The 12,587-nt window shown below is 73.3% G+C and carries 7 protein-coding genes and 2 tRNA genes; 7 read left to right on the plus strand and 2 right to left on the minus strand.

Going from position 1 to position 12,587, the window contains the following annotated elements:
- Positions 1 to 6 precede the first annotated feature (6 nt).
- From eccD to ACZ3KJ_RS01975, 4 genes are all read left to right on the plus strand, one after another.
- Complete coding sequence (eccD, locus tag ACZ3KJ_RS01960; protein WP_467523851.1) at positions 7 to 1,362, plus strand: type VII secretion integral membrane protein EccD; 1,356 nt, start codon at positions 7 to 9, stop codon at positions 1,360 to 1,362.
- Positions 1,363 to 1,422: 60 nt separating this feature from the next.
- Complete coding sequence (locus ACZ3KJ_RS01965; RefSeq protein WP_467523853.1) at positions 1,423 to 2,934, plus strand: AAA family ATPase; 1,512 nt, start codon at positions 1,423 to 1,425, stop codon at positions 2,932 to 2,934.
- 34 nt (positions 2,935 to 2,968) lie between these two features.
- Positions 2,969 to 6,946, plus strand: a complete 3,978-nt coding sequence (gene eccCa / locus ACZ3KJ_RS01970) for a type VII secretion protein EccCa (RefSeq protein WP_467523854.1) — start codon at positions 2,969 to 2,971, stop codon at positions 6,944 to 6,946.
- A gap of 86 nt (positions 6,947 to 7,032) precedes the next feature.
- On the plus strand, positions 7,033 to 8,460 hold the full coding sequence (locus ACZ3KJ_RS01975) for a DUF6177 family protein (RefSeq protein WP_467523856.1): 1,428 nt from the start codon (positions 7,033 to 7,035) through the stop codon (positions 8,458 to 8,460).
- Positions 8,461 to 8,467: 7 nt separating this feature from the next.
- Here the strand turns inward: ACZ3KJ_RS01975 and ACZ3KJ_RS01980 are convergent, their stop codons facing one another.
- Positions 8,468 to 9,619, minus strand: a complete 1,152-nt coding sequence (locus tag ACZ3KJ_RS01980; protein ID WP_467523857.1) for an acyltransferase family protein — start codon at positions 9,617 to 9,619, stop codon at positions 8,468 to 8,470.
- 409 nt (positions 9,620 to 10,028) lie between these two features.
- Here ACZ3KJ_RS01980 and ACZ3KJ_RS01985 point away from each other — a divergent pair, with 409 nt between their 5' ends.
- On the plus strand, positions 10,029 to 10,223 hold the full coding sequence (locus ACZ3KJ_RS01985; RefSeq protein WP_363088264.1) for a hypothetical protein: 195 nt from the start codon (positions 10,029 to 10,031) through the stop codon (positions 10,221 to 10,223).
- Positions 10,224 to 10,408: 185 nt separating this feature from the next.
- Here the strand turns inward: ACZ3KJ_RS01985 and ACZ3KJ_RS01990 are convergent.
- A tRNA-Gly gene (locus ACZ3KJ_RS01990) sits at positions 10,409 to 10,479 on the minus strand.
- Positions 10,480 to 10,670: 191 nt separating this feature from the next.
- On the opposite strand from ACZ3KJ_RS01990, the gene ACZ3KJ_RS01995 reads away from it, so the two are divergent.
- Positions 10,671 to 10,747 (plus strand) — tRNA-Pro (locus ACZ3KJ_RS01995).
- Positions 10,748 to 10,935: 188 nt separating this feature from the next.
- On the plus strand, positions 10,936 to 12,339 hold the full coding sequence (gene tig / locus ACZ3KJ_RS02000) for a trigger factor (protein WP_467523860.1): 1,404 nt from the start codon (positions 10,936 to 10,938) through the stop codon (positions 12,337 to 12,339).
- The last annotated feature ends 248 nt before the right edge of the window (positions 12,340 to 12,587 follow it).

The following is a 12,587-nucleotide window of genomic DNA, read 5'->3' on the forward strand; positions in this document are numbered from 1 at the left end:
CGGTGAGTGGTGAGCACTGCAACGACGTCTCGGGCCCAGCTCAGCCGAATCACCCTGATCGGTGAACGGCGGCGCGCCGACCTGGTCCTGCCGTCGGACACCCCGATCGGCCAACTGCTCCCCGACATCCTGCGGTTGCTCGACGACCGGGTCGCCTCACGGCCCACCACGCGGCAACTGGTCACCGCCGAGGGCTCCGTGCTGCCGCACGACGCCACCCTGTCCTCGGCCGAGGTCGCCGACGGCGCGGTGCTCCAGCTCGTCCGGGCGCACGCCGCGCCGCCCGCGCCGGTCGTCCACGACGTGACCGACCAGGTCGCCGACGACCTCGACCTGCATGCCTGGCGCTGGCGCCCGGCCGCGCGCCGGGTCAGCGCCGGAACCGCCACCGTCGTCTTCTCCGTCGCCGCGGCGGTCCTGGCCCGGCGCGAGTTCGCGCTGGAGTCCGTCGCCACCGCGCTCGCCGTCGCCACCGTGGTGTTCCTGCTGGGCGGCGCGGTCGTCGCGAGGATCGGCGACGGCAACCTCGGTCTCGCCACCGCGCTGCTGCTCGCCTCCGGCGGACTCGGCCTGCTCGCCGCGTGGACCGCCGCCGACGCCTACTCCTGGCCGGGCGAGGCCCGCCTGGCCGGTGTGGTCGGCGCGCTGGTGCTCGCCCTGGTGCTGCTCGCGTACTTCTCACCGCTCGGCCGGGGCGGGCTCATCGGGGCGGTGGCGGCCGTCGCCGTGGCCGCCGTCTGGGAGGCCGTCGCCGCCGTACAGGACCGTCCGGACCGGCTCGGAGCCGTGATGGCCGTGTTCTCCGTGGTGCTGCTCGGCCTGCTGCCGCGCCTGGCGCTGATGGCCTCCGGACTCACCGGCCTCGACGACCGGCGCTCCTCGGGCGTGTCGGTGAGCCGGCACCAGGTCTCCAACGCGCTCGCCGCCACCCACCGCGGCCTCGCCCTCGCCACGGTGGTCGCCGCCGCCTCGGCCGCCGCCGGCGGCTGGCTGCTGACCACCGCCGAGGAGCCGACCGCGTGGACGGTGACGCTCGCGTCGCTCACCGCCGTCGTGCTGCTGTCGCGGGCCCGGGCCTTCCCGCTGGTCGCCGAAGTCGTGGCGCTGTTCGGGGCGGCCGCCGTACTCGTCGTACGCCTCGCCGTGCTGTGGCTGGACCACGCCGGCGGCGCCGGCGCGCTGGCCCTGCCGGCGGCCGCCGCGCTGCTGCCGCTGCTGGTCCTCGCGATCGAACCGCCGGAGCACGTGCGGGTCCGGCTGCGGCGGCTCGCCGATCTCGTCGAGTCCGTCGGGGTGATCGGCCTGTTCCCGCTGGCCGTCGGCGTGTTCGGCATCTACGGGCAACTGCTCGACAAGTTCTGAGGTCTGAGGGACGACGCGTCGGTGTTCCGGGCGGGAGCACGGTGCAGGGAGAAGGGCGACATGCCGAGCGGTGAGAACTGGCAGAACGACGTGCTGCGCGACCTGAGGGGCGGCGCGGCACCTCAGCAGCCCGCGGCCCGGCAGAACGCCCCCGCACAGCGGCAGCCACAGCAGCAGCCCCAGGGGCACGACCCCCAGGCACAGCAGCCGGCACCGCAGCAGCAGCCCCAGGGACAGGACCCCCAGGCACAGCAGCCGGCACCGCAGCGGCAGCCGGACCAGCAGCAGCCGGACCAGCAGCCGTGGGAACGGCAGCAGTGGGAACAGCAGCAGTGGGAACAGCGGCGACAGCAGCAGGCGGACCGGCAGCAGCCGTCGCAGCCGGGCGTGCCCGCGCAGGGCACCCCGGCCCCGCAGGCCGCCCCCGGGTACGGCCCCCCGCAGCAGCAGGCCGGGTACGGCTATCCGCAGCAGCAGCAGCAGCCCGGCCCCGGCCGACAGCCCCAGCAGCAGGCCGCCCCGTACCCCCAGCAGCAGCCGTACGCCGGCCAGGCCGCCCACGCCGCCCCATCCGCCCCATCCGCCCACCCCGCCTCCCCGGCGACCCCGCAGCCCGCCTCCGCCCCCCGCACCGCCGCCACCCCCCGTACCGCCACCCCCGACACCCGTCCCGTCCTCGACAAGCGGCTGGCAGCCGCAGGGCTCAAGCCCCGCCGCGGTGAGCCGTTCACCGCCCGCGCCCTGCGCGCCGTACGCCGTGTCGTGTCCTCCGCCGCGCGCGAGGTCGCCGAGACCACGGCCACCGCCGAGGTGCTCCAGCGGCCGGTCACCACCGGCCGCCAGATCGCCGTGACCTCCATCCGCGGCGGATCCGGCAAGACCACGGTCGCCGCCCTGCTCGGTGCCACCTACGCCCACTACCGCCAGGACCCGGTCCTCGTCGTCGAGGCCGACCCGGCGCTCGGCTCGCTGCCGGTGCGGCTCGGCGCGGAGAGCCTGCGCTGGACCACCGGCGACCTCGCCGCCCTCGTCGAGCCGCAGATGTCGCTGCTCGACGTGACCGGCTACCTCGTCCAGCTCCCCGACAACGCCTGGCTGCTGCCCGGCAGCCAGGGGCAGGTCGGCGCGATGCTCGACACCAGGGCCTACGAGCGGGTCATGGTGTCGCTGCGCCGCTACTTCGGGGTGACCGTCGTCGACTGCGAGACCCTGCCCGCCGAGGTGGCCCGCACCGCGCTGTCCGCCGCGCAGGCCCGCGTGCTCACCGTGCCCGCCACCCTGGAGGGCATCTCCAGCACCCGCTCGGTGCTGGAGTGGATGCGCGGCCTGCCCCGGTCCATCACCACCTCGACCGTCGTCGTCCTCACCGAGACGTCACCGCACCCCGGACTCGACCTGGACCAGGCCGCCGAGCAGTTGAAGGCGACCGGGGCGAGCGTCCGGGTCCTGCCGTACGACCGGCACCTGGCGGCCGGCGGCGCCATCCGCACCGACCTGCTCGCGCAGGCCACCCGGCAGGCCGTCACCCGGCTCGCCGCCGAGGCCTTCGAACTGTCCCAGAAGCGCCGTTGACCCACCTCGAAGGGACCCCGCAGAGGCCACGACGATGAGTACCCGACTGATCCACCGCCCGGCGCGGACCACCCGGCCGCCCGCCGCACCCGAGCCGCGCACCATAGAGGCGCCGCCCAACCTGCCCGAGGGCAAGGCGGGTTCCGTCGCCACGTCGCTGCTGCCCGTCGCCGGCGTCATGTCGTCCGTCGTGATGATGACGGTCGTGCGCAACAGCCAGTTCGCCGGGCTCGGCGCGATCATCCTCGTCGTCACCCTGGCCGGCTCCCTCGCCCTGGTCTTCTCCCAGCGCGGCAAGGCCCAGCGCACCCGCCGCACCCAGCGCGAGGCCTACCTCGCCTACCTGGAGGACCTGCGCGAGGAACTCTCCGCGGAGGAGCGCCGGCGCGGGGAGACCGCCCAGGTGCTCAACCCGCCGCCGGACGCGCTGTACGACATCGTCCGCGACCCCGCCCGGCTGTGGGAACGCCGCCGCCTGGACGGCGACTTCCTGCGGGTGCGGGCCGGCACCGGAGAGATGCAGGTGCGGGACCTGAAGGTCGGCCGGCAGGGCTCGTCCGCGCTGACCCCGCCGGACCGGTTCATGCTGAACGAGGCGTCCGCGCTGATGGCCCGCTTCCGCACCGGCACCGACCTCCCGCTCACCGTCCCGCTCGACCGCGTCGGCGACATCAGCGTCATCGGACGGCGCGAGGACACCCTCCGCATCGCCCGCGCGCTGCTCGTCCAGACCGCCGCCCTGCACGCCCCGGACGACGTGGCGCTCGCGCTCGCCGCCCCCGGCGACCGGATCGCCGACTGGGAGTGGGCCAAGTGGCTGCCCCACCTGCTCGACCCCGAGCAGTTCGACGGCCCCGTCGCCGCCCGCCGCATCGCGCCCTCCGTGCCCCAGCTGGCCCGGCAGATCGGCCCCGAACTGCGCCGCCGCGCCTCCTACGCGGCCGAGGTGCGCCGCGGACTGTCCGGCAAGGACGCCCTCGCCATGACCTCCCGGCTGCTCGTCGTCGCCGACGCGCACGGCGACGACGCCGTCGACCTGCCCCGCCCCGACGACGCGGTCGGCCTGCGGGAGATGGGCGTCACGGTCCTGCACCTGCTCGACGAACGCGTCCAGGAACCGGGCAGCGTCGGCGTGCGCATCACCGTCGACGGCGAACGGATCGACGTCGAGGACCTGCGCGAGGACGAGCCGATCGGCGCCCACGGCACCGTCGACGAGGTCGGCGTCCCCTTCGCCGAGGGCCTCGCCCGGATGCTCGCCCCGCTGCGGCTGTCCGCCGACTCGACGGCCGCGGACGCCCCGCTCAGCGGACCGGTCGACTTCGCCGAACTCCTCGGCATCGACGACGTCGCCGACCTCGACCTCGGCCGGCTCTGGGCGCCGCGCGGCGAGCGGGCCTTCCTGCGCGTGCCCATCGGCGTCAGCGACTCCCACGAGCCCGTCCTGCTCGACCTGAAGGAGTCCTCCGAGCTGGGCATGGGCCCGCACGGCCTGTGCGTCGGCGCAACCGGCTCCGGCAAGTCCGAGCTGCTGCGCACCCTCGTCCTCGCCCTGGTCGCCACCCACCCGCCGGAGGACCTCGCCATGGTCCTCGTCGACTACAAGGGCGGCGCCACCTTCGCCCCCTTCGCCGGCCTGCCGCACGTGGCCGGCGTCATCACCAACCTGGAGAACCAGGCCGGCCTGGTCGAACGCGTCCATGCCTCGCTGGCCGGCGAGGTCAAGCGCCGCCAGCAGGTCCTCAAGGAGGCCGGCAACGTCGCCGACATCGGCCACTACGCCGCCCTGCGCGCCGAGAAGCGCCCCGACCTGGACCCCCTGCCCCACCTCTTCGTCGTGATCGACGAGTTCGGCGAACTCCTCACCGCCAAGCCGGACTTCATCGACCTGTTCCTGTCCATCGGCCGCATCGGCCGCTCCATCGGCGTGCACCTGCTGCTGTCCAGCCAGCGCATCGAGGGCGGCAAGCTCAAGGGCCTGGACACCTACCTGTCGTACCGGCTCGGCCTGCGCACCTTCTCCGCCGACGAGTCCCGCACCGTCCTCGACACCACCGACGCCTTCCACCTGCCGCCGCTGCCCGGCTTCGGCTACCTCAAGGTCGACACCAGCCACTACGAGCGGTTCAAGGCCGGGTACGTCTCCGGCGCCTACCGCGGACCCGTGCGGCGCGAGGAGCAGGACACCGGGCCGCTCGCCCTGGAGTTCGAGGCGTACAACACCCTCGGCCGGGACGAGAACGCCACGGCGCCGGCGGAGCCGCAGATGCGGCGCCGGGAGACCGGGCCCACCGAGATGGGCGTCATGGTCGGCCGGATCGAGGACGCCGGCGCCCGCCCCGTCCGCCAGATCTGGCTGCCCCCGCTGCCCGACGCGGTCTCCCTCGACAAGGTCGCCGGTCCGCTGGAGGTCGGCGCGCGCGGCACCCAGCTCGCCCGGCGGAGCGGCCCGCTGCGGGTGCCCCTGGGCATCCTCGACGACCCCACCAAGCAGTGGCAGGGCCAGTGGTACCTGGACCTCACGGTGGCGGGCGGCCACGCGGCGGTCATCGGCGGCCCCCAGTCCGGCAAGACGACCCTGCTGCGCACCCTCGCGCTCTCCCTGGCGCTGACGCACACCCCCCAGGAGGTCGGCGTCTACGGCCTGGACCTGGTCGGCGGCGGCCTCCAGGCCCTCTCCGGCCTGCCGCACGTCGGCGGGGTCGCCGGCCGCGCCGACCGCGAGCGGGCCGCCCGCACCATCGACTCGGTGCGCGGCATGCTCGACCAGCGCGAGGAGCTCTTCCGCGTCCACGGCATCGACTCGCTGGAGCAGCTGCGCACCCTGCGCGCCGCGGGCCGCCTGCCCGAGCTGGCCTCCACCGAGATCGTGCTGCTCATCGACGGCTTCGGCGCCCTGCGCGACGACTTCGAGGACCTCGACGACGCGGTCGTCGACATCCTCAAGCGCGGCAGCGGCTACGGCATCCACGTCGTCGCCGGCATGCTGCGCTGGAACGACGTGCGCATCGCCACCCAGTCCCAGTTCGGCACCCGGGTCGAGCTGCGCCTGAACGACGCGAGCGAGTCCAGCATCGACCGCAAGCTCGCCGAGACCCTCGCGCCCGAGGAGAAGGGCCGCGTCCTCACCGACGGCAAGCTCTTCGCCCAGGTCGCCCTGCCCCGCACGGACGGCACCGCCGACACCGCGGACCTCGGCGCGGTCCTGGAGCGCACCGCCCGCACCGTCCGCGCCACCTGGACCGGCGAGGTCGCCCAGCCCGTACGGGTCCTCCCGCACGTCCTGGAACCCCACCTCCTGCCGGGCCCCTCGGCCGAACCGCGCCGGGTCCCCATCGGGCTGGACCAGACGAAGCTGGCGCCGGTCCTGCTCGACCTGTTCCACCACGACCAGCACCTGCTGATCATGGGCGACAGCGAGTGCGGCAAGACCAACCTGCTGACGGCGATCGCCCAGGGCCTGATGGAGCGCTACCGCGACGACGAGCTGGTCTTCGGCGTCATGGACCCGCGGCGCGGTCTGCGCGGCGTCGTCCCGGAGGAGTACCGGGGCGGCTACGCCTACAACGCCAAGCTGAGCGCGGGCCTCGCCGCGGGCATCGCCACCGAGCTGGAGAAGCGGATGCCCGACGACGCCGAGGGCGCCGAGCTGGAGCCCGGCAGCTTCTCCGGCCCGCGGATCGTGATCCTCGTCGACGACTACGACGTCCTCACCACCGCCGGCCAGCAGCCGCTCGCGCCGTTCGTGCCGTACCTCCCCTCGGCCCAGGACATCGGCCTGCACTTCGTCCTCACCCGGCGCGTCGCCGGCGCCTCCCGCGGCCTGTACGAGCCGCTGATGACGGGCCTGCGCGAGTCCGGCGCCGCGGCGCTGGTGATGGCCGGAGACCGCAGCGAGGGCCAGCTCTTCTCCGGGGTGTACGCCTCCCAGCAGCCGCCCGGCCGGGGCGTGCTGGTCCGCAGGGGCGAGCCGAACCGGCTGATCCAGACCGTCTACGCGGGGACGAGGTGACCCCATGACCCTGGACGTCGTCGTGCTCACGAAGAAGACGACCCCGTGACGAAGGACGTCGTCGCGCTCACGAAGGAGACGACCCCATGACGAAGGACGTCGTCGCGCTCACGAGGAAGATGCCCGACCCGCTCAGCGTGATCGCGGGCCTCCTCTCCGGCGGCCCGGACAAACTGGTCGGCGCCGAGGCCGACGGCGCGCTGGTGCGGCTGCACGACGAGCAGGGCCGCCCGCTGCTCTCCGTCGAGGCCCCGCTGCTCGTGCAGGTCAGGGGAGAGGCGGCGCGGCTGCTCGGCGCGGACGAGCCGGAGGTCCCCTACTGGTGGACCGAGGCCCGCGCCACCACCGGCGTGAGGGAGGCCGAGGCGCTCGCCGGGACCTTCGCGGCCCGGCTCGCCACGCTGGTCGGCGGCACCGCCTGGCCGCGGGCGGCCGCGACCTCGCTCGCCGTGGTGAACACGGAGGGGATGACTGCCGTCCCGGTCCCGGCCGCCGCCCAGCCCGCCGTCGACGTGCTCACCGACAAGGTCGCCGTGGTGATCCAGGACCGCCCGGTCGTCGCGATGACCGCCTGGCTCGCGGACGCCTTCCGGGCCGCCGCGAACGCCCGGCTGGGACTCCAGATCGTCACCCCGGCCGGCACCCGGCTCTCCCCGGCGGTCCGGGGCGCGCTGCCGGGCTGGCCCTCGCGCTGGGTGGTGCAGGACGAGGAGTGCGGCTACTACGACGGGCTGTCCGGCGCCGTCCTGCGGTGGAGCGACGGCCTGTTCGTGACGGTCGAGTCGCCGGAGGCGACCCCCGAGGACCCGCGCACCCCCGTCGCCGGGGCCTTCGGCGGCCGGCAAGCGGACACCGGGGAGCGCCAGCTGGCGATCTCCTTCCGCTGCGTCCACCCCGCCGACGACCGGCTGGTCCTCGGCGGCGCCGTGGAGTCGGTCTGGCGGGAGATCACCGGCGAGCCGCCGGCCGGCTGGGGCACCGAGGAGCCCGCCAACCTGCCCTGGTCGCTGCGCGGGCTCACCGACGTGGCCTTCGAGCGGGCGCCGGACCCGACCTGGCTCGTGGTCGTCGGCGCGCCGGAGCGCCCGGGCCTGGCGACGGTGCGGATCACCCGTACGGAGGCCGGTGTCGAGGAGGACGTCACGCTGGCCTTCGGGTACGGCCCCGGCGAGGAGGGCCCGACGGACGCGATCGTCCGGACGGCGGAGACGCTGGCCGTCCGCCACCACCTCCAGTCGATGCTGGTCCAGGTCCGCAGGGCCCGCCGCGACCTCTCGGTCCCGCCGCGCTTCGAGGGCCCGGGAGTGCCGTACGCGTTCGTGCTGGGGCCGGAGGAGGTCCGCGGGATGCCGGGCGACCGGGCGAGGCGGACCCCGCTCGGCCATCCGCCGCGCGAGCTGGGCCCGAGGACGCGTCCGGCCCTCTACTACCAGCTCCCGGGCGACCCGTCCGACCTGTCGGCCTGGCAGCACTTCGAACGGCTCATGCGGCACCTGCAAGGCGGCCCCGCCTGACGACCGCTCAGGCCGACACCTTCTCCTTCTCCGTCTCACGCTCGGGCTCCCGCTCGCGCTCCCGCGCGACCCGTACGGGATCCGTGCGGAACGCCCAGTCCATCCGCGGCTCCATCACACAGCGGAACACCCGCCGCACCGGCGCGGTGCACAGCAGGGTCACGGCCACGGCCACCAGGGCGCTGACGGCGATCTCGCCGAGCGGGCGGTGCAGGGCGGGGTGGTCGAACCAGCCCCGGTAGTCGGCGCCCTTGATCAGGAAGCCGTGCAGCAGATAGCCGTAGAGGGTGCCCGCGCCGAGCGTGGTGAACCACATCGTGCGGCCCGGCACCCAGGACAGGAAGCACGCGGTCAGCAGCAGCGAGCAGCCGAACAGGGCGAGCTGCATGACGGGCCCGACCCACCACGGGGCGCCCAGTTCCTGGGCGGAGTCGCGGTGGTAGAACCACGCGCCGTTCATCCGCTCCACCGCCCACCAGGAGAACGCCAGCGCGCCGGCGAACACCGGAACGGCCGCGATCCGCACCGCGCGCCGGCGCACCAGCCGGAAGTGCTCCGGCTTCAGCGTCAGGCCCAGCACGAAGAACGGCAGGAACTGCAGGACGCGCTGGAGGTCGAGGTCGTCACCGATGGCCGGGGTGACGGACGCCAGCATGGCGATGCCCAGCGCGAGCGGCAGCGGATGGCGGACCAGCTTCCACAGGGGGGTGGTCAGGCGCCAGACGAACAGCGCGCACAGGAACCAGGTCAGGAAGTAGGGGTCCAGGAGGCTGATGTCCTGCGGGACGCCGTCGACGTACGTCTTGAACAGCGGGTACGCCGTCTCGAAGACGACGTACGGCACGACGACACCGGTGACCAGCCGCTTCAGCCTGCCGGGGCTCCCGTCGAAACCGCGGGAGAAGAACCCGGAGATGACGATGAACGCCGGCATGTGGAACGCGTACACCAGCATGTACGCGGCCTGGAGCACCCGGCTGCCGCCCTTCAGCGGCTCCCAGGCGTGGGCGACGGCCACCAGCACGATCGCCAGGTATTTGGCGTTGTCGAAGAACGCGTCACGCTGCTTGGCCCGTCTGTCGGGGGACCGGTGCTGCTGATCTTTCTGGCTCCGCAAGGAGCGCGGACTCGGCACGGGAGACGAAGCGGCGTGGAACATCTGAGGCACCCTAGCGTTGTCCATGGCAATACGTACAACGTGCCACGTCATCGCGATGTCATTCCTCAATTCAGCGGTGACGAGGCTCTCTTCGCGTCCAGGATGTCGCGATTCATCCCGACTAAAAGGTGCATAACGCCGGTTGTGGCGGTGTTGTCGGTACTCCCGTGCCCGCAATTCGAATTACCTGCTCAGCCGTTGCGGAATTCCGTCGGGAGAGTGCCGTCGAATTGTTGTGCGAGGCGCGTCCACGGGTGTCCGTCGCCTTCCGCACGGGGGGAGTTGACGTCACGGATGTCTCACCCGCCGCATGAGGAGGCCGGGTTGGTGGCACGATGGTCTCTGGCGGGGGCGCGCGGGGTTGCGCCCCCGGGCCGGCAGAGCGGACCGACCGAGGGTGTGATCAGTTGTGGCCATTTCACTGTCAGTGGTGCTGCTGTTGGCGATCGTCCTGGTCGTGCTGATCCGGGGCGGGTCGATCAAGGCCGGACCCGCCGTCGTCGCGATCCTCTTCGGCTTCTTCCTCGCCTCGACCGGCATGGCCCCGTCGATCAACCGCTTCCTCGACTCCCTCGCGGAAACGATCAACTCGATCAGCTTCTGAGGCCGAGCGGCCCGCGCGCCGGCGCACCCGGCCGACCGGCCCGAGTATCGGCGCGCCCGGCCGACCGGCGACCCGCCCGGCACCAGCCGACACGGCCACCCGTCCGGCCGAACCCGGCCCCGGCCGCGAAAACGATCAGGGCCAGGCGGAGGAGTGCACCTCCGGCCTGGCCCTGAGCCGTACAGAGCGGGCGACGGGAATCGAACCCGCGTAGCCAGTTTGGAAGACTGGGGCTCTACCATTGAGCTACGCCCGCACAGGACGCGCCGCAGGTCGGATGACCGCGGCACTGGAGGCATCGTAGCGGGTCGGCCCGCCTCGTCGCACACCCCTGTGCCGGGGCCGCGCCGCCGGCCGTGCCGCCGGCTGTGCCGTCGGCTGTCCGGAAGGCCGGCGAATGCGGCGGTCAGGCGGCCTGCGGGCATGTACCCTACGTGTCGCACCAGACGGGGTGTGGCGCAGCTTGGTAGCGCGTCCGCTTTGGGAGCGGAAGGCCGTGGGTTCAAATCCCGCCACCCCGACCACCTGCGCGATCACGCCGGGAGTCCCACCGGAGATCGTCTTTTGGGCGGCCCAGCTGCTGCGGTTACTATGCAAGCTGCGCGCCCGTGTGTCCCGGCCCACTCGGCCTACGAACTCTCCCGGGCGTCTCATCGCCGGACCTGTCAGGCTCCGGCGAACACCAAGAAGTCAGCCACAAGGAGACCGAACCGTGAAGAGCGCCGTGGAGACCCTGAACCCGACCCGGGTTCGGCTCACTGTCGAGGTGCCCTTCGAGGAGCTCAAGGACAGCCTCGACGCGGCGTACAAGAAGATCAACCAGCAGGTCACGGTGAAGGGCTTCCGCAAGGGCAAGATCCCCGCCCGGGTGATCGACCAGCGGTTCGGCCGTGGTGCCGTGCTGGAGGAGGCCGTCAACGACGCGCTGCCGAAGTTCTACACGGAGGCGGTCAACGAGGCCGAGATCGACGTCCTCGGTCAGCCCGAGGTCGACATCACGGAGCTGAAGGACGGCGAGACGCTGAACTTCACCGCCGAGGTCGACGTCCGTCCCGCCCTGGAGCTCCCCGAGGACTTCTCCTCGATCGAGGTCGAGGTCGACGCCGTCGAGGTGACGGACGACGACGTCGAGAAGTCGGTCGAGCAGCTCCGCGAGCGCTTCGCCTCGACCTCCCCGGTCGAGCGCGCCGCCGAGGACGGCGACGTCGTCACGGTCGACCTGGAGGCCAAGGTCGACGGCGAGGTCCTCGAGGACGGCGTCGCCAGCGGCGTCTCCTACACGATCGGCTCCGGCGAGCTCCTCGACGGCATCGACGACGCCGTGAAGGGCCTGGAGGCCGGTGGCGAGGCCACCTTCACCTCCGAGCTCAAGGGCGGCTCCGCGGCCGGCAAGGAGGCCGAGGTCACCGTCAAGGTCTCCCAGGTCGCCGCGCGCGAACTGCCCGAGCTGGACGACGAGTTCGCGCAGCTCGCCTCCGAGTTCGACACCCTGGAGGAACTGCGGGCGGACAGCCGCAAGCGCCTCGCGAACATGAAGCAGTACGACCAGGCCACGCAGGCCCAGGAGCGCGTCCTGGAGAAGCTGCTGGAGCTCGTCGAGGTGCCCGTCCCCGAGAAGCTGCTCGAGGACGAGGTCAACACCCGCAAGCACAACCTGGAGCACCACCAGCTCGGCCAGATGGGCCTGACCCTCGACAAGTACCTGGAGATCCAGGGCAAGACCGCCGAGGAGTTCGAGACCGAGACCCGCGACGCCGCGGTCAAGGGCATCAAGACCCAGTTCGTCCTGGACGAGCTCGTCAAGCGCGAGAAGCTCAACGTCAACCAGGAGGAGCTCACCGAGCACCTCATGCGCCGCGCCGCCTCCTCCGGCATGTCCCCCGACCAGTTCGCCCAGGCGGTCGTCGAGGGCGGCCAGGTCCCGCTCCTGGTCGGCGAGGTCGCCCGCGGCAAGGCCCTGGCCTCGGTCGTCGAGTCCGCCACGGTCAAGGACACCAACGGCGAGGTCATCGACCTGAGCGACGAGGACGAGGAGACCTCCACCGAGGACGCCGCCGCCGAGGCGAAGACCGAGGACGAGGCCGAGGGCGAGGGCGACGAGAAGGCCGACGCCTGATCACCGCGTCCCCGCTGACGTAGGCGAGAGGGGCCCTGGGGCAGAACAGCTCCGGGGCCTCTCGCCGTACGCCGGGGCGGCCCGCCCGGGGCGCGGGGCCGTTCCGGTGTGCGGTTCCGCCGCGCGGGCGCGGCACGCCACGCCGGACCCGCGGCCCGACGAGCCCCACAGCGGCCCTGGCCGGACCGCGCCGGCCCCCCGGCGGAGCCCACCGCTACGCCCCCGGCGAACACCCCACTCTCCGGGAT

The sequence above is a fragment of the Streptomyces sp. NPDC003248 genome, assembly GCF_055563235.1.